This is a genomic window from Emergencia sp. (assembly GCF_048465375.1).
Taxonomy (GTDB): Bacteria; Bacillota; Clostridia; order Peptostreptococcales; family Anaerovoracaceae; genus Senimuribacter.
The window spans coordinates 54,084-79,331 of sequence record NZ_DBFWLQ010000002.1 but is presented as its reverse complement, the minus strand read 5'-3'; the positions used below and the strand labels follow the sequence as shown (position 1 = coordinate 79,331).

Annotated in this window: 20 protein-coding genes; 1 reads left to right on the top strand and 19 read right to left on the bottom strand. The window is 44.9% G+C overall.

Going from position 1 to position 25,248, the window contains the following annotated elements; all coding sequences use genetic code 11:
- Nucleotides 1–7: 7 nt before the first annotated feature.
- A complete protein-coding gene (locus tag ACMQ5W_RS00925) occupies nt 8–2,131 on the bottom strand; it encodes a hypothetical protein (protein ID WP_419022639.1) in 2,124 nt (707 codons plus the stop codon).
- Entirely contained in the window at nt 2,121–2,726 is a 606-nt protein-coding gene (gene cas5, locus ACMQ5W_RS00920) for a CRISPR-associated protein Cas5 (protein ID WP_419022638.1), read from the bottom strand. The genes ACMQ5W_RS00925 and cas5 overlap by 11 nt, the downstream gene beginning before the upstream one ends.
- Nucleotides 2,727–3,215: 489 nt before the next feature.
- Between cas5 and ACMQ5W_RS00915 the strand changes: the two genes are divergently transcribed.
- Nucleotides 3,216–3,545: a hypothetical protein gene (locus tag ACMQ5W_RS00915; protein ID WP_419022636.1), complete on the top strand. Its 330-nt coding sequence runs from the start codon at nt 3,216–3,218 to the stop codon at nt 3,543–3,545.
- A gap of 51 nt (nt 3,546–3,596) precedes the next feature.
- On the opposite strand, the gene ACMQ5W_RS00910 is transcribed toward ACMQ5W_RS00915, so the two are convergent.
- The 17 genes from ACMQ5W_RS00910 to ACMQ5W_RS00830 form a co-directional block, all read right to left on the bottom strand.
- Entirely contained in the window at nt 3,597–5,978 is a 2,382-nt protein-coding gene (locus ACMQ5W_RS00910; protein ID WP_419022634.1) for a response regulator, read from the bottom strand.
- A 145-nt stretch (nt 5,979–6,123) separates the two neighbouring features.
- Nucleotides 6,124–7,416 carry an MFS transporter gene (locus tag ACMQ5W_RS00905; protein ID WP_419022632.1) on the bottom strand — a complete coding sequence of 431 codons (1,293 nt, stop codon included), beginning with the start codon at nt 7,414–7,416 and terminating at the stop codon, nt 6,124–6,126.
- 210 nt (nt 7,417–7,626) lie between these two features.
- Nucleotides 7,627–7,929, bottom strand: coding sequence for a YunC family protein (locus ACMQ5W_RS00900; protein WP_419022630.1), 303 nt, complete (start codon nt 7,927–7,929; stop codon nt 7,627–7,629).
- Nucleotides 7,930–8,042: 113 nt separating this feature from the next.
- Complete coding sequence (locus tag ACMQ5W_RS00895) at nt 8,043–8,534, bottom strand: L-2-amino-thiazoline-4-carboxylic acid hydrolase (protein WP_419022628.1); 492 nt, start codon at nt 8,532–8,534, stop codon at nt 8,043–8,045.
- Between the two features lie 11 nt (nt 8,535–8,545).
- On the bottom strand, nt 8,546–11,857 hold the full coding sequence (locus tag ACMQ5W_RS00890) for an SNF2 helicase associated domain-containing protein (protein WP_419022626.1): 3,312 nt from the start codon (nt 11,855–11,857) through the stop codon (nt 8,546–8,548).
- A 129-nt stretch (nt 11,858–11,986) separates the two neighbouring features.
- A complete protein-coding gene (locus ACMQ5W_RS00885; RefSeq protein WP_419022624.1) occupies nt 11,987–13,264 on the bottom strand; it encodes an amidohydrolase family protein in 1,278 nt (425 codons plus the stop codon).
- Between the two features lie 82 nt (nt 13,265–13,346).
- Nucleotides 13,347–15,329 (bottom strand): FtsX-like permease family protein, encoded by a 1,983-nt coding sequence (locus tag ACMQ5W_RS00880; RefSeq protein WP_419022622.1) that lies wholly within the window; start codon nt 15,327–15,329, stop codon nt 13,347–13,349.
- A gap of 5 nt (nt 15,330–15,334) precedes the next feature.
- Nucleotides 15,335–17,311 carry an FtsX-like permease family protein gene (locus tag ACMQ5W_RS00875; protein ID WP_419022620.1) on the bottom strand — a complete coding sequence of 659 codons (1,977 nt, stop codon included), beginning with the start codon at nt 17,309–17,311 and terminating at the stop codon, nt 15,335–15,337.
- Nucleotides 17,301–18,065 (bottom strand): ABC transporter ATP-binding protein, encoded by a 765-nt coding sequence (locus ACMQ5W_RS00870; protein WP_419022618.1) that lies wholly within the window; start codon nt 18,063–18,065, stop codon nt 17,301–17,303. The genes ACMQ5W_RS00875 and ACMQ5W_RS00870 overlap by 11 nt, the downstream gene beginning before the upstream one ends.
- Nucleotides 18,066–18,142: 77 nt before the next feature.
- On the bottom strand, nt 18,143–19,120 hold the full coding sequence (locus ACMQ5W_RS00865) for a sensor histidine kinase (protein WP_419022616.1): 978 nt from the start codon (nt 19,118–19,120) through the stop codon (nt 18,143–18,145).
- On the bottom strand, nt 19,117–19,728 hold the full coding sequence (locus ACMQ5W_RS00860; RefSeq protein WP_419022614.1) for a response regulator transcription factor: 612 nt from the start codon (nt 19,726–19,728) through the stop codon (nt 19,117–19,119). The genes ACMQ5W_RS00865 and ACMQ5W_RS00860 overlap by 4 nt, the downstream gene beginning before the upstream one ends.
- A gap of 304 nt (nt 19,729–20,032) precedes the next feature.
- The gene (locus tag ACMQ5W_RS00855) at nt 20,033–20,452 is read right to left on the bottom strand and encodes a hypothetical protein (protein WP_419022612.1); all 420 of its coding nucleotides are present in this window, start codon (nt 20,450–20,452) and stop codon (nt 20,033–20,035) included.
- Nucleotides 20,453–20,518: 66 nt separating this feature from the next.
- Entirely contained in the window at nt 20,519–21,223 is a 705-nt protein-coding gene (locus ACMQ5W_RS00850; RefSeq protein WP_419022610.1) for a winged helix-turn-helix domain-containing protein, read from the bottom strand.
- On the bottom strand, nt 21,223–22,698 hold the full coding sequence (locus ACMQ5W_RS00845) for a sensor histidine kinase (protein WP_419022608.1): 1,476 nt from the start codon (nt 22,696–22,698) through the stop codon (nt 21,223–21,225). Before ACMQ5W_RS00845 ends, ACMQ5W_RS00850 begins: the two co-directional genes overlap by 1 nt.
- Nucleotides 22,695–23,207 carry a DUF6933 domain-containing protein gene (locus tag ACMQ5W_RS00840; protein WP_419022606.1) on the bottom strand — a complete coding sequence of 171 codons (513 nt, stop codon included), beginning with the start codon at nt 23,205–23,207 and terminating at the stop codon, nt 22,695–22,697. The genes ACMQ5W_RS00845 and ACMQ5W_RS00840 overlap by 4 nt, the downstream gene beginning before the upstream one ends.
- 24 nt (nt 23,208–23,231) lie before the next feature.
- Nucleotides 23,232–24,917 carry a DNA/RNA helicase domain-containing protein gene (locus ACMQ5W_RS00835; protein ID WP_419022604.1) on the bottom strand — a complete coding sequence of 562 codons (1,686 nt, stop codon included), beginning with the start codon at nt 24,915–24,917 and terminating at the stop codon, nt 23,232–23,234.
- Nucleotides 24,917–25,240: a nucleotide pyrophosphohydrolase gene (locus ACMQ5W_RS00830; protein WP_419022602.1), complete on the bottom strand. Its 324-nt coding sequence runs from the start codon at nt 25,238–25,240 to the stop codon at nt 24,917–24,919. Before ACMQ5W_RS00830 ends, ACMQ5W_RS00835 begins: the two co-directional genes overlap by 1 nt.
- Nucleotides 25,241–25,248: the final 8 nt, after the last annotated feature.

Genomic DNA, 25,248 nt, shown 5'->3' with positions numbered 1-25,248 from the left:
CTGTGCATTATTCTGCATCTTTCTCATCCTTACCTTCTATTTTTGCCAGATAGCCCAGTAGAACCTGCGCCTTTTCTTCCGGCGTAAAGCGTTCCGGTAAATTTCCTTCTGCAATACTTGCAGACACTTCTTCCAGCCTTTTCAGCGCCCATTTGGCACAACCGCTTTTTTCTGTCGGCATAAGCCTCGCCCATCCGATATAGATTTTCATTCTTTCTTCAAGCCGATTCATACCTTCAATTGGGTTTTCTGCGGCGACTAAGAACACATCGTTTCCCATCAATGTTGATGGTAAAGGGTTCTTTCTATTTCCGCCATTCCTCTCGTGGATGTGATACTCCTTGTGTAAAATATCTGCCAGTTGAAGAAACTGACCAACATTATACGCCACACTTTTCATATAATTCTCCTTTCTGATGTCCTTCAGATATAGCAAGATTGACAGCATCGAGATGAACAGCGATGCCTGCCTAGCCCGAGTTTTTGACCTGTTCCCCGATGGTAAAGCGTAGGTCGCATTAAGGACACATCCGATATCACTTAAAAACTGACCGCTTTTCTGCACTGTAATTTCCATTATTCTATCCAGCAATTGGTTCCAGTTTTCTGTACCTCGATTTCTTGGCATATACAGCCCATATATTTCTGAGATGGAAACAGCACTATGCTTGAGCATCTCCGAAACACCATTCCTTGTGTAATTATATTTGAACAGCCTGCACATTTCGTCAGGACCAGGGCAGATTTTCCCATAAACGGTTGCCGTGCCTTTTTGTTCTCCTGCTTTCTTTTTCTGCCAGAGCCTCAGTTCAACAGGCGGCCAATTTTTGAAGGCTGCGTCCCAAAGCTTTAAATTATCAACAAACAATTTCGCACTCAAGCGCTCTTCATAAGAAATCTGTTTACGACCTGCATCAAGGCTTTCTAGGATCAGTAGTTCCACCTGTGTGTTGGGATTTCCTTTCAGCACCTGCTCTATTCCACCGATTACTTGCCCACACAGGACCTCATAGTATGAAGTTTTTTCTTCTCGATATTCATCGTTAGTCTCGTATTCTGACAGCGCACTCAACACACTCGCCAAAAGTGCGTCATTTTTAGGATCGTCTTCCAAATATGCGATAAGCAGCTGCGGTTTATCACTGATGCAGCTTCCCATCAGCCTCCATGTTTTCCCTTCCCTATCCGCTGATGTCAAAAACGCCAACGTATCGTTCAACTTGATAACTTCGTCCTGTCCCGCAGGAAAAGCATCCACACTGGTTAAGCCATACCGTGCTAGGCAAGGTATGTCGGCTTTCTTTGAATACAGGTAGGTCAACCCCAGGATTGGCAGGTTTGGGTTGGGATACTTGCTTTCAATCCCTTTGGTCTTCCTTCCAGTCAAAGCGGACACTAGCAATGCTTCATCTCCTGCATCATCGCTATCTTCGGACTCATTGAGCAAAGCAATCAGGCTGCTTTGTGTTTCCTTTGCACTGACCAGATTATCGAAACGGCTGACCTCGTAGACGTCATAATAGGTCATGCAGTTTGCAATATACTGTCCATTTTTTTCATTTCCAACAAGTAGCGCTTTTATGTAATTCAAGATGCCATCGTCATTGCATCCAAGCAGCATTTGACATGTATGCTCCAAAATTCCGCGAATGAAATCTCCTTGTCCGCCCTGCCTGGGGAATACATGAATCAGTTGTTTCAGCGCCTCCAGAGATGACTCCTCGGTATTGGAAACAGCTTCTAATTTTTTTAGCGACCAATCCGAGATCACTATCTCCTCGCATTTCTCATTTACAGCCGAAAAATTCAGCCGTAGGAGCGCCTCTCGCTTGTCCGAAATATTTGCCTTTTTCCACTCCGCATCATCAATCTTCTTGCTTTCTGTGCTTGCCAACAAAGGATGTTGTACGCGTATCGCTGGAAAGCTATTATGATTGCCCTTTGAATGTTTCCATAGCGCTGCCGTTTCTTTCTTTGTCAAAAATCGGAACCCATGGGCTTTGCCATTTTGATCAATCTCTATCACGAGGCATTCTGCCTTACCGACATTTTTGATGTCAGGATGTGTGGTAGATTGCAGCAGGCCGTGATGCGCTAAGTCTCTACTCGCTTCCAGTACCTCATTCAGCAAAGTACATCACCCCTTCCTTGATTTCTACGGCCTGGATAAATTTTGGTTTTCTCTGCCCATCTGTAGGTCTGGTATACATCGTAGACAGTATGGATGAAATCACCAGGTTTATCGACTGCTCTGCCGAGGTACAGTCCCTCAGCGGACCAAAATAAGACGGCGTGAATTCTTTCCAGCCCAGAAACGGTGTAGAAAACAGATATCCTTGCTCCAGTCTCCGCAAAAAGACCTCTTGCAGCTGGTGCTGTGGGTTTTCACCCTGTCTGGGCATCTGGTATGCCAAAACAACACCGTACACCTTATAGCAGACGTTTTCGAGAATAGTTGCGAATAACTGGAAGTTAGACGTTCCCGATTTTTTCAGCGGTCCACTGTAGTTAGTGGAATACTTCCTGTAGACGACAGGATTGCAAATTTCCACCCTCTGCGGCTCAAAGTAGGCCTGCTTGGACATCGTTACACACTCGAACATACTCTTAACAGCCGATTTAGTGGGAGCCGGATAAGATATCGGCGATGACCCCGTATCCGGTCTGGTGAACATGGCTGCCGGTCCTTCAATTTCAAAGGAAACCGGGTAGACCTTCTCAATCATACAATCACCTCGCTTTCTTGATTAATCTTAAGTTATTTGTTCCCCCTATTGTACACGATAAAAGACAATTCGTCAAGTATTGTACCAATTCAATTAATGAAGTCTAACTATTCATTTAATAAATTTTAAGAAAATTATTTATAATTAACACTATATATAATACTTAGTATGATTTAATTTCATCAATTGTGCTTGATTTTCTTGTTTTAGAATTTTTTCTATGATATAATTTTAAAGGTTTTTACCAAGTGGATTGAAATATTAATTGAATGGGACTTGTAAAACAGCATTGTTTATTTATAATAAACTGCTGTTTTTCTTTTTTGTAATCCCTATACCTTATTAATATATTCTTCAAAGAAAGCGAGGTAATTTATAACTGATAAACAACAAAACGATTTTTTCTACGTATGCTCTCTCATCGAGTACACAGCACGTAAAACGAATAACTGAAGAGATGCGATCATAGATGCTCTTGGAAAAGACGGCGTGCCGAAGCAGTTGAAGGACGCAGAGGTTAGCCACTGCCTATCCTTCGAACAGGTCAGCGATAAAATTTTAGAAATCTACAGCATCAAACCTGGTGATTTTGATACCATAACAAATTGCAAATATACGATTCCGGCGTTCATGGATATTGGCAGACTCTACTCCATTATGATCGAGCACTGCGCAAAACCTGGTGAAAACGTCAATGAAATGATCAAAATCTTCAAATCCTTTATCAGTGACGAGATTTCAAATTTTAAGACCGGTGTTTATTACCAGAATCCGGATTATCTAGAATGGTCTTACAGAGAAGGGCGATTACTAAATTAATATAAACGAACAGCTGGCAGGTATCTCCTGCCAGCTGTATTTTTTCTTAAGTCACTTAAGCCACTTCGCCAAAGTCTGGCTCAGCACTTCCATGTCGATTGGTTTTGATAGGTGCTCATCCATTCCCACCGCCTTTGTCTTCTCGACATCGTCAGAAAAAGCATTGGCGGTCATAGCGATGATAGGCATCCGCTTCACATCTTTGCGGTTCAGCTCTCTAATCTTTCTCACGGCTTCGCAGCCATCCATCACTGGCATCTGCATGTCCATGAAGATCAAATCGTAGTAATCTTCCGGTTTTTCTTGTACCATATCTACCGCGATCTGGCCGTTTTCCGCTGCCTCCACTTCCAGATTGACAGCAGAGAGCAGTTCTATGGCGATTTCGCGATTCAGAGCATTGTCTTCTGCCAGAAGGATTCGCTTCCCGCCATACTCGCCTTTCGGCAAAGTTCCGTATTCCTTTGGCACTGGCTCTGTTTGCTTGCAAACGAGCTGATTCAACTTGTAAACCAGCCGGGACTGAAACAAAGGCTTGACAATAAAGTCATTGACCCCGGCTTTGATGGCCTCATCCTCAAATTCGGACCAATCATAGGCCGAAATCATGATAATCGGAACTTCGCTGCCAACTGCCGCACGTATCCGTCTCGTAGTTTCAATGCCGTCCATACCGGGCATTTTCAAATCTAAGATCACTGCAAAATAGTCGCTGCCCCGGTCATGAGCGGTCACGACCTTCTCCACGGCTTCTTCCCCGCAAAGCGTATATTCTCCATCCATACCCATATTTTCCAGTCTTTCGCACACGTCTACGCAAACAATTTCATCATCGTCTACTACCAAAATCGGCAGCCCTGCCAGAGATTCTGTATTCCATTCCGGCTGATCCTGCAGCCTGAGGCAGAAAGTCGCTGTGAATTTTGACCCCTGCCCGTAAGTGCTTTCCACCTGAATCGTTCCATCCAGCATTTCAACGATGTTTTTACTAATTGCCATGCCCAGACCTGTTCCTGGAATCCCCCGTATCGCTTTATCATCGGCTCTTTCGAAAGGTTCAAATATTTTCTCTAAAAAATCCGCTTTTATACCGATGCCATCGTCAGATACGGAAAATTCGTAACAACCTACCCCTCTCTGCATAGAAGGCTTTTCTTTAATTTCAAAGAGAATATGACCGCCTTCGGGGGTATACTTTGTCGCATTGGAGAGCAGATTGAGAAGCACCTGCTGCAATCGCTGTAAGTCCCCAATCACCATTTCATCTTTTACATCTTCAATATGGGCTTCGAAAAATTGCTTTTTTCTGTCAATCATCGGCTGAATCATGTTGATAATATCCTGCGTCATGGAAGCCATATCAATCTTCTCTTCTGCCAAAACAATATTGCCGCTTTCTACCTTAGCCATGTCGAGAACTTCATTAATCAAACCGAGCAGGAGTTTTGACGAAGTAGTGATCTTGCCAAGACAGTCGCAAACCCTGTCCTGGTCCTCGATATGTGCACCGGCAATGGCTGTCATCCCAATGATAGCATTCATCGGTGTCCTGATATCGTGACTCATCCGTGACAGGAATTCTGACTTTGCCTTGTTGGCCGCAGAAGCAGCATTCAGCGCATCCTGAAGCAACTGTTTTTGGCGTTTCTCCTCTTTAACCTCCGTGATGTCCGTCCGCGTCATCAGCAAAAGGTTCTTTTCGCGGTCAAAATAGCTGTAGCGCATTTTCTTGTCTTTCAGTACCCCGTCTTCAAACATGTTACCGTATATGATGCATTCTCCCTTTTCCTCAATCACCGGCAAAATATTGGCAAGTCTCATTTTCTCAGTCAATTCTTCCTGTTGCTCCTCAGGAACATATATACGGTTATAGGTCTGAACTTCCCTCTCGTAATCGTTACTCATAATCGGAGGCATCGGCGTCCCAGACTGCTTATTGGAGGCGTACATCACATAACTGTTCGAATCTGCATCTATGTAATTGACATAATCGTACTCTGTTTCTACAGCCTTCGCGATGATTTCGCCTCTTTTTAGTTCATTGATATACCTGCTTGAAAGTAATATGCGATTTGGGTCTCCGTTTTCGTCTTCAAACACATGCAGAAAAGCCTGATGCCATTCAAATCCAAAAGATTGATTGCGAAACCGCATTTCGAACGTTTTTTCACTGCATGCTGACTGACACATCTCTTTTAAGGCCGATATGGACATATACTCCTGCCATTTTTTCTTGTCTGCCGGGTAGACATATTCCTGCAGATAAGCAGCGTTCAACTCCTTATAATCCATTACCCGGCCAGTCAATTCTGGTATCATGAAATTCTGTATTATTTCAACCTCCTGGCTTTCTAATGTAATCAGCCATAAAGATCCCATCGTACTTTTCAAAACATTTAATAGCTCTGCCCCTTGCAGATTTATCACACTCATCCTAACCTCCGTACTTTTCATTTCAACCCTCTTATTTTACCATACTTGTCAAGCCTTTTATGAACATCTCTATGAAATTCTTTTTTTCTAAATTTATTCAACCAAAAAGGAGCTGCCTGCAGGCAGGCGCTCCTATATTATCTCTTCACTCTTCCAGTTTCCAAATCTCCTTATCTCTCCTGAACACCAGGCAGGTCATGACGCCGAGCAGACCGATGATCATAAAGAACATGGCTGCCCCAGACCCTTTTCCGCTGCCAAAAAACGTAATCCAGAGGCTGTCTTCTGCCTGCAGCGCCATAAACGGTTCAAAGACTTTGTCAACCAGGATGCCTCCCAGAAAGTACCCTATGGGAATGGTAAAAAACTGCAGTGTATTGCGGGCAGAGTAAACTCTTCCCTGCATCGTCACTGGGATATAGCTGCGAAAAAGGGTATCCATGTTGGCGTTCATTATGGGAACCCAAATCCACCCCAAAATTGCGCCCAGACACCAGACAGGCACCGAATTGCCAAAAGCGAGGATGAAGTTCTCGGTACTCATAGACAAAAACAAGGTGTTGCAGATAACCCGAACTCTGCTCTTCGGTGCAGGCAGGACAGATGCTGCCAGACTCCCAGCTAGCATGGCAATTCCCACCGAGGCGTTGACGATGGCCAGCGCACCTTCTCCTCCGCCGCTCCTGGAAAGAAGCATTGCCGGAAAGGCAGCGTTGTACATGGATGCTGTCAGATTGATTCCCGCAAGAAGGAGAATTAAATCTAAAATGCCCCGGTGCTCTTTCAGATACTGCAATCCGCTCTTTGCCGACTGCAACAAAGATTCCCCTTTATCCTTCAATTCATGTACTATGGGGATTTCCACGAAAAAACAGAGCGCCAAAAAAGCAGCCAAAAAGGTAGACAGATCAAAATAGATGATGGCATCCAACCCAAAAGCTGCGAAAATCGTCGTAGCAGCCACTGGGGACAGAATGTTGACCAGAGAATTAGAAAATGAACGCAGTCCGCTCACTTTTTGATAATGTTTTCGCGGTGTAATCAAACTGATTGCCACATCTCCTGCAGGTTGCTGCACCGTGCCCATCAATCCGTTCAAGGCATTGATGCAATAGAGATGCCAGATTTCCAACTGACCGCTTTTCAGCAGCAATAAAACCACTACCGTACAGAGAGCAGCAAAAGTGTCACTTGCCAGCATGGTTACTTTCTTATTCCACTTGTCGCTGAGTGCACCGGCGAAGATACTCATCATGATGTAAGGCGTGTAAGAACAGACTGACAAAAGCGCAGTCGTCAAAGCTGAGCCTTTTTCTTGATAAGTCCACATCACTAGCGCAAAATTAGTCATTGAACTGCCCAGCAGGGACAGCGATTGCGTCGACCATAAGATCAGAAAGCTGTGAAGCTCTTTCATTATTAAGTTGATATTTTTCATTTGACTTTGCTCCTTTTAATTTTTATATGATTTCCATTAAAATGCAAAGTCTTTGGGCAAATCTTCGATTCACTCCATGCAATTTTGCCCTAATAGACCTTGCATGGAGCTTGAGCAATTACCAGTTTCACTTCAGGCTCACCTCTTTTCATTCCATCTTAATATGTAAAAAAAGCTGCCACACTGAATCCAGCAGGCAGCCAAAGTTTGTTACGCGTTGAGCTTTTCTGCAGCTTCTGCGCCAGTCATGCCGACAGCGATGCCAAGAGCTTCTGCTTCAGGCGAAACGCTCTTTACTGGGTTAGCCAGAATTTCATCAAAAGTGCTTCCACCGACAACAGCCGCTGCATCTTTCACGGCTTCCGCTGTCCCCTGATTTAAGTAACCACACATGATATAGCCTTTTTTACAAAGAAGAACCAGCATATTTGGATGCCCCTCTCCACCAGGTGCTACAATGCGCACGCCCTGCACAGGCTGTCCTTTCACATTTAACATTTCAATCTGAATCATTTTATCTCTTCCTTTCACGTTTTCATGAATTCCTTCTTTGCGGCAACGCCGTAAGATCTTGGAACCATTATACCACATTCTTTCGAAGCTGTGATATCAATTTCTGTTCGTCCTTATTTATGATATCTCAAATGGCAGATGTCATCTCCGCCTGCAATGGTCTTCGTCAACTCCAATTCACAACCGTAAGCCTCGCCGATGCCACGATCCCCGCACATGGCGATATCACAGAGCATAGCAATGTCCTCGTCAGAACAGCCACATTTCTGCCAGGCCTTTACCAGCGGACAGTAATGAAAATGCAGTTCCAATTCATCATCAGTGCTTTTGATCACATCCATTTCAAAGACTTTTCGTGCTGGCAGAGAGAACAAAGTCTTGCGCAGCCCTTTCAGGCTATCCGTCTTGCCCTTCTCGATCAAAAACTTTCCTTCGCCAATTCCGCAACGGCGTATCGCTTCTGGTGCGAAATCCATCGGCGGCAGCCCTTTCTTTCGCGCCTCGTCACAGAGAAGATAAAGCCAAGCTGCTCTCTGCTCCAACTGTTCACGAATAGCCGCAATCAGTGCAAACTTAATCTTTGGTTCATTTTTTACAATGCTCATGTTGTTCCTCCTCAAGATCTTCGCAATAGTTCCATCAGTTCTTCTCGGTTGAAATCGACGCTTTCCACGGCTCTGCCCGTGAGAATTTGATCGGCCAGGTCCTTTTTACGCTCCTGTAGTTCTAGAATTTTATCTTCGATAGTATCCTGCGCTATCAACTTATAGACTGTCACCACATTTTTCTGACCGATGCGGTGTGCTCTGTCCGTCGCCTGATTCTGCACCGCCAGATTCCACCAAGGGTCGAAGTGAATGACCATATCTGCTGCCGTCAGGTTCAAACCGGTGCCTCCTGCTTTCAGTGAAATCAAGAAGACGGAGGTATCGTCCTCATTGAAGGCTTTGACCATTCGGTTCCGTTTTTCTTTGCTGGTGGCGCCTGTTAAAATATAGTAGGAAATCTCCTCCTGCTCAAGTCTGGCTTCTAAATCGCTGAGCATGGTAGTAAACTGAGAGAACAGCAAAATCTTATGCCCTGCACTGACTGCATTGCTGATCAGCTCGATACACATCTGGGTTTTTGCCGATACCCCTTGATAGTTTTCATAGACGAGAGCCGGGTCGCAACAGATTTGGCGCAGCCTGGTCAGCTGTGAAAGAATTTGAATCTTCGAGGTTGAAAGCTCCTCATCGCTGGCTCCGTCTAAGAACAATTGCAGCTGCTTCACGTGGGCATCGTACAGCCTCTGCTGTTCTCCATCCAAGCGGGTAAACATGTTCTTTTCAATCTTATCCGGCAGATCTTTCAGCACATCTTTTTTCAGACGCCGCAAGATGAACGGATGCGTCATTTTGCGCAATCTCTCCATCGCCTCCTCGTCCTGCCCCTGGACAATCGGATTTTCCATTTCTTTGCGGAATCGATCGTAGGAATGCAGGAAACCGGACATCAGAAAGTCAAAGATGCTCCAAAGCTCGCTGAGTCTGTTTTCAACGGGCGTTCCTGTCAATGCTGCTCGAAAACCGGCGTTAATTGATTTGACAGACTTTGCCGCCTGGGTATTGTGGTTTTTGATATACTGTGCTTCGTCGATGACCTGGCAGCCAAAGGCGACCTCTTTATAAAGCTTGATATCCCGCTTCAGCAGCTCGTAAGACGTGATGCATACCTCCCCAGGTTCTATCGTCTCAATCAAAGTCTGACGTCCCGCGGCCGTTCCGATGATCAGCCGCGTTCTGAGCGCGGGCGCAAAGCGATGAATTTCGCTCTCCCAGTTGTACACCAGGGATGCAGGACAGACAATCAGAGAGGGACGACTGTCCGCGCTACCCTTCTCTTCCTGTTCCGACAGCAGAAAAGCGATGACCTGCAGCGTCTTTCCCAGCCCCATATCGTCAGCCAGAATTCCTCCAAAACCGTTGTGTGCCAACGTTTTCAGCCACAGAAAACCTTTCTTCTGATATTCTCTCAAGGTCTTCGCCAAGGTAGCCGGTACCTCAAAATCGTTATCGTCCACGGTCTTCATATCGCGGATCAAGGCGCGGAAATCTCTGCTGCGCTCAACGGAAAGAGAAGTCTTTGCCTGTAATTCACTGTCCAGATAAAGGGCGCGATACTTTGGCAGCAGCACAGTATCCTGCCGAAGTTCCTTGGCAGTCAGATTCAAGCCCTCCCGCAGTTCTGCCAACGTCGTAATCCCGTCGTCTTCAATCTGAACAAAATCCCCGTTCTTCAAGCGGTAGAACTTCTTTTTTTTGTTGTATTTGCCCAAAATATCAATCAAATCTTCCCGCGACATATCTCCAGCCGTCAAAGTCAGCTCTAGTAAATCGCCGGATAACGAGATTCCGATTGACACCGTCGGCGTCGGTCTGATATTCACGCCCTTAAGGCTCTCTGATACATAGACCTGACCCAGCTCCTGCATTTCGTCGATACCCATGGTCAGCAGTTCATAGAGGGTGTCTTCGTCCCTGCTGATGACCAGCTCCTGTTTGTTTTCATCTATCCGTTCAAAGTAAGGCACGATTAATGCGGCAGTCTCAATTTCCTTTACAAAATCCCGGCTTTCGTAGTCTTTCTGCCGATCATAGACATTGTATTTTCTGTCTCCGTAGACGGCTTCAATCTTTCCTGTCACTATGTTTTTCTCCGGTGCGTCCAAGTAAATCTTAAATTCTGCTTCTGCGATGCCATAATCCTCTTCAACAAAATTTTCTATATGGCAGATGAACTGCTGCTTCAGTGTCGGATACAGTTCCCGGCAAAAAATCGGTATATCGTCTTCTGCCACGAAAAAAGGATTGTTTATTTTTCGCTCCATACAGAAAAGTAAACCGTCAATCGCTTTCACATCTTTAATCGGCAGTTTAAAGATTTCTCCATCGGCAAAATAGAGATAATGCTCCTGTCCCCTTATCAGAGGGTTCGCATCCGTAGCCACTTCGATGCCGCCTTCTTTGCCTGTGATATACAAATCCATTTCCGGCATTCTCTCACTGATCTGCCATTCCTTGACAGCTGAATCGCTCAATTCTATCTCAAAAGGCCGCTCTCCCATAATATCGAGAAGCATTTCAAACTCTCCCCCGCTGAGGGGAAGTTCCCTTACTTTAGGAATCGTCCTCGTAAAATAAAAAGCGGAATCACTCGCTTCTTTTTTCTCTCTGTCCTTAATCCATTTCACTAAAAACTCCGCCAGTGGCTGAGAATCCTGATCAAAACTTTCGATTGAATGGATAAACTGCAACCGCTTCCCATAAGCGAAATTGGCGGCTGCTTCCATATTCTTGGCAAATTCAGAAACGTCTTTCAGAACATACATGTGATCAATGCCGATTTTGAAAGCAGCGGAAATCTTCGTTTCCAGGTTATCTCGTTCTACTTTAAAGGACGGCAAAAGACAGACGCGGCCAAAGGCGTCTTTTTGTAAAATCGGTGCAGTCTTTTTCTGAATCTGCCTATTGAGAAGGTTTTTGATGGCGTAAGTGGTCTGAGGCTTATAGGCTGCATAATTACTGCGGCCTCCGTCCCAGGAGGTCTGTCTGACCTTCGAAGCTAGACGAGTAGTCCCCTGCTGATGATTCATGTATTCTCTGAGAACCGCTACGCAGTGTTTGCAAATGCCGTCATAGTTAGAAAAGGCCGGACATTCGCAAAACGTTTCCTCCAGCTGGTCGGTTCTTTCGTTATAGCTTAAACTGACATCATAGTACCGCCTGTCTGATCCTCTGACCAGTGCGTCGATGTGTTTGCGGTCTGTGTCATTCTCATCTTCTTCTGCTTTGAACTCCAAAATCCTGTCTTTCTCAAGAAAAATCTGCATTCCCTTTCGATAGGTTTTATCTATAGTTAAAGAACGAATAAATGAATCCGTAATCATAAATCCTCCCCTGATATCCAAGTCTACTTCTATTATACGTGTCTATTTCGCTCAAGTAAAGGCAGACTTTTGATACAATAGCAAAGGCGGCGCACACGCACCGCCCTTTCTCATTCAGTATTGGTCTTTTCAGAGCAATTTATCCAGCTCCTGGTCTATATATTCAATTCTCTTGATCTTCGGTTCCCTGAGCAGATGGCCGCGGGCCATGACCATGGTCACATCCTTCAGGCTGGACAAGTCTTTCAGAGGATTCTCTTCTAAAACGATCAAATCCGCACACTTTCCATCCTCTATGGAACCTGTAATATCAGAGAGTCCTAGAATTTCAGCATTTCCAAGGGTCACGGTGTGCAAAGCAAAAGCATTCGATACGCCGCAGAGCTTGGCAAAATAGTAAACCTCTCGCCACAAGGCATAATGGGTGATGTACGGACAGGATGCGTCAGTACCCAGACCTACTGGAATATCATTTGCAAGGGCCTGTTTAGCGCTTTCGATGATGTTCTCCATGACCACTTCTGCATTATACTGGTTCACCTCTGTCATCTTAGTCATCTCTCCCGGCAGTCGCGCAATAGCCAGCGCCGGAATGATAGTACAAATCACCGCGGAGCCGTTTTCCTTATAAAGACTGATGATTTCCTCATCCATCCGCGCACCGTGTTCGATAGTATCCACACCTGCCTTCAGTGCGAGGCGCACTCCCTCTGTACTTTCTGTATGAGACGCTACTTTGAAGCCCAATCTGTGGGCTTCGTCACAGGAAGCCCTGGCCAGTTCATAGGACATCCTGACCACGCCTGGCTCTCCTTTTACGGCTGCATCAAAGACGCCGCCGGTGACAAAGATTTTGATCCAGTCCGCCCCCTTTGCAGCATTGTCTCCGATGACCTTGATGCATTCTTCTGGCGTTTTGCAGGGAATCCCCATCAGTCCATCTGTGTGGCCGCCGGGAACTGTCACGCCGTAGCCGCAGGCCAGAAGACGAGGTCCGACGTATTTCCCGATGTTGATCATATCTCTGTTGGCCAAATCTCGATAACTGACTTCACCCACGGAGCGGATGGTCGTAATCCCCGCATTGAGAGAGGTGAGGATATTCTTCTTTACGACAGAGCTGAGCACCTTTTGCATCAGCTTAGACTTATCCACCTTGGCCGCCAAATCAGAGGCTTCACTAGCGTTGGTCGGTTTACCGGTGCCTGGCAGATGGACGTGGGCATTAATCAAACCCGGCAGCAGATACTTGTCGTGTAGATCAATTTCTTCAAAGCCCTCCGGCACACTGCCCCTTTCTTTCAAGGATACGATTTTGTCGTTTTCCACTAAGACCGTCATACAGGGCTGTACCTCCATGTCCCGGCTTCCATCCAGCACGTTAGCATGGGTAAATGCGTATTTCATAGGAACATCTCCTTCCTTAATTTGTTCGCTTGTCTTAATTTTAACAATATTCCAATGAAATAGCAATTATTCTTCTGTAAATTTAAGATTTTGTTCTCTGTACCACAGACCGCTTGGCAATCTGATAGATTGCGACGAAATATAGAGTGTAGAGAATTGTGATGATCAGAGCGATGAGCCCTGTTGTAAGGTACATCTCCTGAACTTGTCCTGCGCAGCCGTGCAGCTGCAGCAGCTTGCCAAACAGCCATCCCATGGGAACGCTGGACAAAACTGGGAGTATCAGCGGTTGGAAGAAGAAACCTGCCATCTGGCAGAGCAGCGTCTGCTCCTGTTCGCCTTCACTGACTCCCAGGCAGGACAACGTCAGGTATCTGCGCCTGTCCTCGCTTAACCCAGACATAATCTTCAGCGCCAGAATCGCCATGACCATGAGCAGAAATACAGTAGTGATATAGATGGCGCCGATTATGAAGATGGCAATTTCACTGTCCCTTACCTGCCGGTCCATTTCCTTCAGCCAGTAGTCGCAAGCATTGGATGTGTTTTCTCCATCTGCATACGTATAATGATAGGTCAAATCTCTTTGAAGGCTCTCTGCATCGTACTGTTTTTGTTCTAATACATAGACGACTTTTTTCTCCTGCACCCTCAAATACTTTACTGCCTCATCAGGCACTACAGTATAAATGTAGTCAGGCAGAGGCGACTGACCTTCCCTTCTGCCGCCGTAGAGGTAACTTTTGCCGCTGAGATGTAAGGTGACAGAAGAGTAATCCGTACCAGCGGCGATCGTCGAATTTGTCACCACCAGAAATCGCCCGTCCAGATTCACTGTCTGATAGCCACGTGCTCTGCAGAGTGCGTTGAAGTCAGACTCCGAGATATTCGTACACAGATAGAGGACGTTTTTCTCATACCAGGTGGTCAAAGGCTCCGTCACCTCATCCGTTTCATTTCTATAGGTGGTATAGGCGCACTTCTTTTCTATTTTTGAATAGTTCTCGATGATGGTCTCTGCCTCCTCCGGCAGGATAGCCTCATCAGGCTCTCTGCCTGGATCATTATTTTCGACATAAGTCACGTCAAAGGGATTGGATCTTTCATGCTCGGTCCTTTCTAGTATTTTCAGGAAAAATGCGCCGTTAGACACAAAGATTGCTGCGGTCAGAAGAAAAGCCATCAATCCGACCATGACAGAATTGACGCTGAGGGTGCCGCTGAGCTGTCTCAGGGTAAAGGTGTTCGTGCCTCTGCTGCAGAAGGTTTTCTTTTCAGATAGAAACGGGATCAGACTCTTGGCAACTCCTATATGGAGGAAAATGAACGCCATGGCCATGATAAACAGATCCAGCATGATTGCAGTCTCCAGGTTCCCCTTACTGGCAGAATAGCGAATTTCAATTAGTCTGATGAAATCAATAGCCGCTTCAATCAGTACCAAAATGGAGGTGGCCATGATGAAAACCCAAACCCTTGGATGGCAGCTTTTCTTTTCGCTCTTTTGCGCTCCATGCAATAAGTCGTAAATATCGACTATTTTCAAGTATAGAAAAGAGGAAAACGCCGAAAGCAGGAAAATCGCGATGACCAGTCCGATGGTGATCCAAAGGCCTTTCACCGAATAGGCCGCAAATGTGAGTTCCAGCTGCATCAGCTTCATCATAATCGCCACCATACCCTGATAGAAAAATAATCCCAGCAGGATGCCCAGCCCCAAAGCGACGAAACCCATGATCAAAGTCTCTGTCAGAAAAATCAAGAGGACATGATTTCTCGTCATGCCAAGGGTCAGATACATGCCGAATTCCCGCTTTCGAAACCGAAGCATGAAGGAGGCGGCATATCCCAGTACAAAGGTTATGATGACGAAAATAAAGGCAATCAGCCCCATCAGACCGTTCTTCATGCCGCTGTTACTCTCCGCATCCAGGTTCAGCTGCGGACTGAAAATCATGTTGCACAATGCGAACAGCAAGGCCACAGTCAGTATCACCGTCATAAAGTAAATCAAGTAATTGCTCATCTGTCTTCTTACATTACGCAGAGCCAGTTTTGCTAACATCTCAATCACCTCCCCGATTGGTTTTTGAATATAACCGCCCGCTTTGCAATTTGATATGTCGCGGTAAAATACAATACATAAATCAGTATCATGACAAGGGCGATGACAGCCGCAATGAAATACACTTCTGTCTGCTGTGCCGCAAAACCGGTCAGCTTCATGATTCTTCCGCAAATCCATCCGGTAGGAATGCTCAATAGCATGGGTATCGCAAAAGGCAGGAAAAAGAAGCTGAAGGTCTGCTGAAACAGTGCTTTGCTCTGCTCCTGTTCATCTGCCCCCAGACGGTACAAAATGCTGTATCTTTTTTTGTCTTCAGAAAGGGTGGATAAAATTTTCAAGGCCAGAATCGCCATGGCCATAAACAGGAATATAGCAGCAATATACAGAGCACCAACGACAAAGACGGCAAGAATACTATTACTCCTGATTCGGTTATACTCCTTTAATACATAGTTGCACATCTCATAGGGGCCGCCATTTTCATCGTCACCCGGCACTGTATAGCTCAAATCCTCTTTTAGACGATTGCCATCATACTTTCCGTCTGCCAGATCGTAGGCGATGCAGCTCGTAGCCGTTTCCATATGCCTTACTGCCTTATCTGGTATAACTGCGTAAAAATAGGTATAGGCAAAATGAGGGTAATCCTGGCTGATGCCGCCGTAACGATAAGTTCTGCCACCTGCCCCAATCTTCGTCTGGGAAAAATCAAATTGCAGTGTATATGCGTCATTTGTTATCACCAGGTATTCCTGCTCCAGCTGAACTGGCTCGAATCCTAAGAACTTGCATATTTTGTTAAAATCGCTTTCTGCTATGAACAAATCGTCTTCCCCAGACCATTCCGTACAGCTGTATAAGTCATCTCTGCCATTTGTATAAAAGGCAAATGGAAGTTTCCCCTCAATCTTTGCGTATTTTTTTATAATCGTTTCACCTTTGTCCGCAGTGATTGGACTATATTTGCTGTCGGTATCAGATTGCTCTTCGATATAGAGGGCGTCAAAAGGGATGTCTCTGTCCAGAACTGCGCGCGTGTTCACTCGTAAAACAAAGGATGCGTTGGCGCCGATGACTGCAAATGCCATCAAAAAAGCGATAATCCCGATCATCGTGGAATTTGCACGCAGGGACGCGCTGAGCTGCCGCAATACAAAGGTATGACTGCCGCTATTGCAGAACTTCTTTCTTTTTAAAAGCAGGTTCACGATGCTTCTGGAAACTGCCGCATGAAATAAAATCAGACCGCCTGCCAGCACAAATAGACTGATGAAAACAGATTCCAGACTCGAAGAGCCTTCCAGAAGCAGGATGTCTACCTGCCTACAAAAAATAACGCAGCTTCCTATGACGATGCTCAGAGAAACCAGGGTCAGGAACAGCCAAAAGTTTGGATGTTTTACCTTTTTTTCTACCATTTGGTCGCCATGGATTAACTCATAGATGCTGACTTTTCTCAGATAACGAGCTGAAGCCATTGACGATAGAGCAAACATAGCCGCCACCAACACGATGGTGAGAAACAGACCCTTAGCAGAATAATCGGCGAAGGTGAATTCTATTTCCATCAGATTGGTCATAATCATAATCAGACCCTGATAAATAAACAATCCCAGCAGAATTCCCAGCCCCAGCGCCGTAAAACACATGATCATCGTTTCAGAGACAAAGATGGAGAGAATATTTTTTCTTGTCATGCCCAATGTCAGGTAAGTACCGAACTCCCGCTTACGTAATTTCAGCATAAAAGCAGTTGCATACCCCAGCACAAAAGCGACGATCAAAGCGATAAATATGGTAAGTCCCATTAAGGCGACTTTCATAGAACTTGCTTCTTCCACCCACTGCAAAAGCTGCGGACTATAAATCACATTGTTTATGGCGAATATAAAAGAAACAGTCAGGGAAACGGTCATGAAATAAATCAGATAATTCCCCAACTGTCGCTTAACATTGCGCACCGCAAGCTTAGTGAACATCAAGCTCACCTCCCAGCGCCGCTGTAACAGTTACAATCGCCTGGTAAAATTCCTGCCTTGTCCGCTGCCCCCGGTCCATCTCATTCCATATTTGACCGTCTTTTAAAAACAAAACTCGATTTGCGTAAGAGCCGATGACCGGATCATGGGTTACCATGAGAATTGTAGAACCGAGTGACTGATTCATCATCTGAAAAGTTTCCATCAGCAGTTTTGAATTCTTCGAATCCAAAGCACCAGTCGGTTCATCTGCCAAAACCAACGCTGGTTTCGTAATCATCGCCCTGGCACATGCCGCCCTCTGGCGCTGTCCGCCAGACAGTTCATAAGGAAACTTGGACAACTGATCGCAGACACCCAGGGCCTCGGACACTCTCATCAGTTCTCTGTCAGCATCCGCGTGAGGTTTCTTCTGCAGATTTAACGGCAGCAATATATTCTCGCCAATGGTCAGGGTATCGAGCAGGTTGTATTCTTGAAAGATGAACCCCAATTGATCTCTGCGAAAATTGGCAAGCTGCTTTTCTTCCATCTCCGTCAGGTGGACACCTTCGATGAAAATTTCACCGCTGCTGACTCGATCGATGGTTGAAATCACATTGAGCAAGGTGCTCTTACCAGAGCCGGACGCTCCCATAATTGCCGTAAATTCCCCTTTCTCTACGGAAAAAGAGATACCGTCCAGTGCCTTCGTCACTACACTCCCCTTGCCGTAATACTTCGTTACATTTTTAATCTCTAAAATCTCATTCATGTGATCGTCTCCTCCTTTTCACTCTAATATTAGCATGAAAAAGCCATATCTTATCTAACACGGACGGGGTACCAATCTTACAATTTTGTTAGATTTCTGAAAAGCAGTGTAATCCGCGTATATTTTTCTTCTTCTGATTCCACTTGCAGTTCAACGTCCAATCTCTTACATAGTTCATTTGCAATGTACAATCCCATGCCAGTGCTGCGGCCAAAATGCCTGCCGTTGCTTCCCGTAAATCCCCTCTCCGTGACACGTCTGATTTCGTGGGAAGGAATCCCGATACCATCGTCCTCAAAAATAATCTTCCCGTCTACTGCGATGATATTTACATGACAGCCCGGACAGTATTTGGCGCTGTTTATCAGCAGCTGTTTTAAAATAAAACAAAGGGATTTGTCGTCTGTACAGACTGTGAAACTCCCCTCTGTCTCCACACTAATCTTTGATGCAATCAACAACTCCATCTGACTTTTCACCGCTTCCTCGATAACAGCTGCCGCTTGCAGGATTTTGATCTTGGTATCCTTCTCGGCGCTGCGAAGTCTAGCATAATAGAGTATGTTTTCTGTCAGATTATCTGCTCGCTTTAATTCTCTTCTCAACTTTCTGACATCGCCATCGTTGTCCAGAATCAAGGAACAGGCGGTCAATGGGGTTTTGATCTCGTGAATCCAGCTTTCCACATAGTCACAGTATTCTTCTTTTTCCCGTCTCGTCTCTTCCACAAGACCTACCGCGGATCGTGAAATTGTTTTAAACATGCGGTAATACTGCTGTTCAAGATATCCCGTCGGCGGCGGCAAAATTTCTCCCAGCAGGTACTTGTCGTCTAATTCTTTCTCGAGTTTTTGCAGGCCGCGGATATTTCTTCGCTCCATAACAAAGCTGACCAACAGCCAGCTGCCGGTCAAAAACAGAAAAAATAACTCCATGACAGCAATCAGGGAGATACTCACTTCTGCGAACGCTAAAAAAACACCTGCCAGCAAAGCGCCGATGCATAAAAAACTCAGTGTAATCGTTTTTGCGGATAAGTAGTCTCTGAATTTCATAAACGATACCCCACGCCCCGAACGGTACGAATAAATTCCTCTGCCCCCATCTTTTTCAGCTTATCTCGCAGGCGATTGACATTGACATAGAGGGTGTTCTCATCGATGTACAAGCTGTTGCTCCACAGGTCTTCAATAATCTCATCTCTTGTGCAGAGTTCCTTCTGCATCAGACAGGCTAGAATTCGCGTCTCATTTTTGGTCAGTTCCTGGGAGCACTCACGAAAATGGACGGTCATGTCAGCGAGATTCAGGGTCAGATTGCGCACAGTGAGGACAGAACTGCTCTTACGCTTCAGCAGTCTGCCAATCCTCGCTAAAAGCACAGAGGAATTGTAAGGCTTGCGAATGTAGTCGTCAGCGCCCACACCAAAACCCAGCAGTTCGTCATCAGCTGAATCTCTGGCTGTGAGGAAAATCACTGGCATATCAGAATGCAGACGCAGTTTCCGACATACTTCAAATCCGCTTTCACCCGGCAGATTGATATCCAAAAGAGCCAAATCACAAGGAGGCTCACTGACTGGCATGTAGCCGTTAGCTCGAAGCAATGCACATAGTTCTTCGTGAATGCTATGATCGTCTTCTATTACTAATATCTTTTCCATTTTCCCCTCCTGCTATTTTAAAATGCTACAGTCAGTATATCACAAAAAAACACTCTGCAAAATACCCGGTTCGTAGGTTTGGGACACAGAGTACGTAACTAGGTTGCCTGGGTTGCCTGGCGCGAGGCTCCGTTACGCATTCTGCCTGCTCAGCCTTAACTTTCTGTAACCGATTTGGCGTTTTCGACTCATTCTGCGTAACCGGGGCGCCCGGCGGCATAAGTTGAAATTACCGCGCTTTATCAAAAAAATGAGACTGCCGCCAGCGAATCTCTTATTCGCTGGCGGCAGTCTGGATAAACGCCTACTCGTGCCATCCGTGCCCGCCTCCGTGAGAGGAACCATGGTGATTTTGACCATTACTATGATAGCCGTAATTTTGGTGGTTCGCATGAGTTCCGTCGCAGTCAGGATACTGACAGTTTCCATAAGTTGAAGCCGTAGATGTGCCTGCCGCAGGTGTTGTTGACGGAGCAGCAGAGCGATTCTGCTCTGTATGATGAACCCCTCTTTTGAGGCAGTCCTGATTGATCGTGCAGATGGGCTGCTTTTTCTGCATCTGGCTTTCGGAAATCGTCCCTTGCTCATCCGCACCAAAAGCAGTCAATGATACCGCACCTGCAACAACGATTGTGAGCGCAAGTGCCAGTACAATCCATTTCTTCTTCATTACTTTTTTCAATTTCATTCCCTCCAGGTCAGTCATGCTTTGTTGTTTGTTCACAGTATAACCACCTACTATAAACACTTTCGAGGTTATTTCTAAACAAATTATAAACTTTTCCTCTCACTAAAGATTCAACCGATACCCGGCTCCCCAAACAGTCTCGATAATCTGTGGATTTTTCGGATCTTCTTCGATTTTTTCTCGTATGCGGTTGATATGCACCGTCACTGTAGCGCTGTCTCCCACATAATCATAACCCCAGATTTTCTCAAAGAGATGCTCTTTAGAAAACACGATGTTAGGATTCATCGCCATGTATTTGAGCAGTTCAAATTCTCTATTAGGGAAATGAATCTCCTCTCCATTTTTAATAACCTTCCAACTCTTGGCGAGAATTTTCAGTCCACCGACTTGAATCAAGTAATCCTCTGCCATATCTCCATGTACAGTTCTGCCTGCCATCAGCCGTTCATATCTTGCCAAGTGAGACTTGACTCTGGCCACCAGTTCCGCCGGGTCAAAAGGTTTAACGATGTAGTCGTCCGCACCGAGACCCAGTCCCCTGATTTTGTCAATGGACTCCTGCTTCGCTGTCACCATGAGAATCGGAATGTCAATTTTATCTCTGACCTCTCGGCAGATATCGTAGCCATCTTTTCCTGGCAGCATGATATCCAATAGCAGCAGATCAAAATTTTCTGACAAAATCCGTTTCATTACATCATCGCCATCCGAAACGATTGTCACATGGAAGCCGTCGATTTCCAAATAGTCTTTTTCCAGCAAGGCGATTCGTTTATCATCCTCTGCGATCAAAATATGTGCCATCACACTTCCCCCTCATTATTTCCAAAATACATCATCAGATGCAGTCCGCCCTGGTTCTCTGCTCTGATGATGCCGCCGTGTTCTTTGACGATATATTGACAGACGTAGAGACCAAGACCGCTGCCCTCGCCATCGCTGCGGGCTTCATCTCCTCGATAAAACTGGTCGAATAAATATGGCAGTTTCTCCCTTTCCACCCCATTACCATTATCAGAAAAAGTAATGACTACACTGTCATCAGATCTTTTTTCCAACAAGATTCTCATAATCAGCGGCCTTGTCCCAGCGTATTTGATACTGTTTTCCACAAAGTTATCGAAAACTCGTTTCATCTGCTCCTGATCGATATCCAGGAAGCAGTCCTCTTGACAAGTGCTATGGAACTCCAAAAAAGCAGGTTGGACAGTCAGGTCTTTTTTTCTGCCCTCAACATAGTGCTGTAGGTATTCCTTTACATCTGTGCTCTGCTTGTAAAACGGCATATTTCCTGTCTCCAGCTTTGAATAATAGAACAGTTTTGACAGCAGTTCTTCCATATCACAAGCACAGCTATAGGCAATATCCAAATACTGCTGGCGCTTTTCCTCTGTAACCGCAACTCCATCCTTTAAGCCTTTGATATAACCTTTTACAGAAGTGAGTGGAGTTCTCAGGTCATGGGAAATGCCGCTGATCATTTCGGTGCGCGCCTTTTCGTATGCTGCATTTTTTTCCATGCCCTCTTTGAGGTGCTCCTGCATCTGGTTAAAACTGTCGCAGACGTTGCGAAACTCATCATCTTGTCGATATACGACTGGCTGGGTCAGGTCACCGCCTTCAATGCGCTCAGCAGCCGCAGCCAGCTGATCCACAGGTTCCATAATCTGCATGACCAGCTTTTTTGTGAACATGCGGCTGCAGAATAAAATTGCCAGTATCACAACCGCTCCAATGGCGATGAACAGCAGAAGAAATAACTGAAAAACATGTTTATCTGTACTGAAAAAAGTATCTCCGCTCCCGCCGCTGGCTGCATAGAAGTGATACAGGGTGTCGTCAGCCGGAAAACCTGCTGAAAGCACAGTCACATTGTTGATAAAGAAAGTGCTCACAGTGATTTCTGAAGCATGTCCATGGTCATGGTGTCCCGATTCAGTATTGTTATCGCCTTGTTCACCGATAGAAGCTACACTTTCTGTCTCATTCTCGTTCAAATTGGAGTAGACGGTTTCTCCATCTGTATCAAAGACTGCCAAATGAAAGTCATAATCGCCCAAAGCATCGGCCCACTGCTGCCAGTCTGTACCGTACCCTTCTTCTTTCAACATTTGCTGCACCTGCGTTGTATAAGTTGAAAGCTCGGAATTTTCGCTTTGATGAGTCAGAAAGGTATGTTGGAAAATCGTCAGCAAAAGACTTCCTACTCCCAGCAACACCAAAAGGGCAACTAATATCATGATAGTATTCGTAATAAATATTTTTCTTTTGATGGTCATTGGATTCCCACTCTCTGCATATCCCTTTGCAAAAACCTCCACGGCTCGTCCCAGCCGTCAAACCCTGCCGCATGACACAGATCACGATTTACTTCTAGACTCCAAAGGCTTTGATACAGCTGTTCTTCGGCAGGTATCGGTATGTAAAAAAGCCTTTCAATGGCACGGTTCAGGCCGGCAACAGGTCTTCTGCCGTGGGTTTTGGTCATTATGGGAATTCCCGCTATGGCAAAATACCGTGCAATCTGTTCTTCAGTATAACCTTCGCTGGCAAAACCCTTGCGAATCGCCTCTTCTGCCCGCTGCGCAATGGCATTCCAGTCTTTTGCCATCATACCCGCCATAATACAGCAAAATCGATTGCTGGCGTTAACCACAATCAGCAGGTTTTTCTTTTGAAAGCGAATAATGTGAAGCTCCCAGCAGAAAAAAAGATCTGTGATGCCGCCGTAACTCAGCTCCTTTATTTTTAGATGTTTCTGTAGTGGAATCGTAATACCTAGTTCCATAATACTCCATTTCTCTATTATCCTTTACAGATTACAATTCTGATAAAGAGGGATAAACTTCTTTAAATAGTTCCTTAAATTTTTGTCGCACGCATAAACATATGTCCCTTTGATGCCCCGTGTGAGCAGAGTTAAATAGATGTTGATGATATAGTTTTTTAATGCGCCCTCATCTTCCAAAGATGTTTTCCCTTGGAGATCGAAGTAATTTTTCTTATCGATAAAAATACTTTTTGTCTGTGGGTCATATTTTATCTCGTTTCCAAAGATAACGCCTGCATAATTGAGATCATACCCTTGCACTGTGTGAATGCATCCTATCTCATTAATCGCATTTTCTGAGTTGACCCAATCCTTATTTACGCTATTCCACCTATACTCATAACCATCTATAAAAATATCGTTTCTGTTTTTCGTTTTTTTGGACAGCCATTTCCAGGAATAACCTGCTACCACCCGGCAAAGGCCATGTTCTTTATCTTTTGAACGGATCACTTTTACCATGTAATCTACATCTTCAAACAATCTGAACTCGTAGTTCTCAATAGATCTTGCTGTTCTTGGCGGATGGTCACTCAATAATTCTTTGATGTATTTAATGTAGCTGTTTCCGCCCCTGCATCTAAACTGAGACATAAGACAATACACATTGGTATTTTCCTGTTCTTTCATCTGGTAAAAGCGCTGTCGTTTTACATCGGAAGGCTTGACCGACTGCATGCTGTCGTAAAAGAAAATCTGATTCTTGCTGCATTTCAATATCCAGTCTAATTGGGTACCGCTTTGATCAAAGCCCAGCTTCTCGTTATTTTTGTCAAAGGTCGTATAATTGGATAGCGCCTTTCTCTGTTGCAGTCTATGGGCTTCATCTACAATAAGCAGGTCATAAGGTTCCTCTGTTTTTACAACATCATATGGACTGAGAACCATATTTCTCTTCAAACCTTTTATGCTGCCAAATACCTTTTTAACCGTGAATCGCAGCGATTGCATCGGCACAACCAAGCCAATTTTCATCGGTTTTAATTTGCTGAGATTGTGTGCGATGTAATGAAGGCCGGGATCAATTTCGGTATCCATAACGACAATATCATCTCCTGCTTCTGACAGCAGTTTCATTAAATATATCGCCAAAACGGTTTTTCCCGTACCTGCTCCGCCATCAATTATGGAGGTAAACTGTTTGTTCGTATTCTTGATATCGACCAAATCTTGAATAATAGCGTCCACGACCCGATATTGATCTAAATTTAAAGCTTTGTATGGAGAATACTTAAAAGTATCTGTATTTTCAATATAATGGATGCTATTGGCGATAAGCTGCCGTTCTCTGAGCTGACGCCAAATACCGTCAAAGGTCTTTTCGTATTTATCTCTCTCGTAATAGTCGTGTAAATGCACGCCCATATTGCTGTTCTGTAATTTATATTTTCCATCGGCGGACATATAATTGATTAAAAACGCCTCCAAATCCAATATAACTGATCTGTTAAAATCATCATCACTAATCAAATTAAGATGTTTCAGCTTCTTTCGTTCTTTTGTTTTCAGATGTTGAGATGATCTGACGACTGCATTGATAGTTTCACCGATATAGGCTTCTCTGTCGTTATTTAGTATATAGACGACTGGCCAATTCTTTCCATATTTCAATTCATTCAATCTATCCGGTGTGCGGTCATCGAATTTTATACTTTCTATTACAGCCATTATTCGTCTCCTAATTTGTCGTATTTTTTACTGCTCCCTTTACATTTTTCGATAGGATATTTTTTCTTATTGGCTTCTAATTTTCTGAGAATTTCTTGTTTTAGATCGATATTGATTTTATCCGCTAACATGATACAATACATCATTACATCTGCGACTTCATCGCAGACTGCTCTCTGGTCATAGTCGCTGTTCCACTGAAAACATTCCAAGAGTTCTCCTGCCTCTATGGCGACTGATTTCGCCAAATTCTCAGGTGAATGGAACTGATCCCAATCCCGCTCCTCGTTAAAAATTCTCAATTGTTCTTTGATTTCGTTCATAATTAATC

Coding starts and splice junctions, on each gene's coding strand:
- ACMQ5W_RS00845 (WP_419022608.1), bottom strand. CDS start 22,698: ATGACCATCAAAAGAAAAATATTTATTACGAATACTATCATGATATTA.
- ACMQ5W_RS00870 (WP_419022618.1), bottom strand. CDS start 18,065: ATGAATGAGATTTTAGAGATTAAAAATGTAACGAAGTATTACGGCAAG.
- ACMQ5W_RS00880 (WP_419022622.1), bottom strand. CDS start 15,329: ATGTTAGCAAAACTGGCTCTGCGTAATGTAAGAAGACAGATGAGCAAT.
- ACMQ5W_RS00835 (WP_419022604.1), bottom strand. CDS start 24,917: ATGGCTGTAATAGAAAGTATAAAATTCGATGACCGCACACCGGATAGA.
- ACMQ5W_RS00905 (WP_419022632.1), bottom strand. CDS start 7,416: ATGAAAAATATCAACTTAATAATGAAAGAGCTTCACAGCTTTCTGATC.
- ACMQ5W_RS00890 (WP_419022626.1), bottom strand. CDS start 11,857: ATGATTACGGATTCATTTATTCGTTCTTTAACTATAGATAAAACCTAT.
- ACMQ5W_RS00885 (WP_419022624.1), bottom strand. CDS start 13,264: ATGAAATACGCATTTACCCATGCTAACGTGCTGGATGGAAGCCGGGAC.
- ACMQ5W_RS00850 (WP_419022610.1), bottom strand. CDS start 21,223: ATGGCACATATTTTGATCGCAGAGGATGATAAACGAATCGCCTTGCTG.
- ACMQ5W_RS00840 (WP_419022606.1), bottom strand. CDS start 23,207: ATGGAACTAGGTATTACGATTCCACTACAGAAACATCTAAAAATAAAG.
- ACMQ5W_RS00875 (WP_419022620.1), bottom strand. CDS start 17,311: ATGTTCACTAAGCTTGCGGTGCGCAATGTTAAGCGACAGTTGGGGAAT.
- ACMQ5W_RS00895 (WP_419022628.1), bottom strand. CDS start 8,534: ATGAGCATTGTAAAAAATGAACCAAAGATTAAGTTTGCACTGATTGCG.
- ACMQ5W_RS00860 (WP_419022614.1), bottom strand. CDS start 19,728: ATGGAAAAGATATTAGTAATAGAAGACGATCATAGCATTCACGAAGAA.
- ACMQ5W_RS00900 (WP_419022630.1), bottom strand. CDS start 7,929: ATGATTCAGATTGAAATGTTAAATGTGAAAGGACAGCCTGTGCAGGGC.
- ACMQ5W_RS00865 (WP_419022616.1), bottom strand. CDS start 19,120: ATGAAATTCAGAGACTACTTATCCGCAAAAACGATTACACTGAGTTTT.
- ACMQ5W_RS00830 (WP_419022602.1), bottom strand. CDS start 25,240: ATGAACGAAATCAAAGAACAATTGAGAATTTTTAACGAGGAGCGGGAT.
- ACMQ5W_RS00910 (WP_419022634.1), bottom strand. CDS start 5,978: ATGAGTGTGATAAATCTGCAAGGGGCAGAGCTATTAAATGTTTTGAAA.
- cas5 (WP_419022638.1), bottom strand. CDS start 2,726: ATGATTGAGAAGGTCTACCCGGTTTCCTTTGAAATTGAAGGACCGGCA.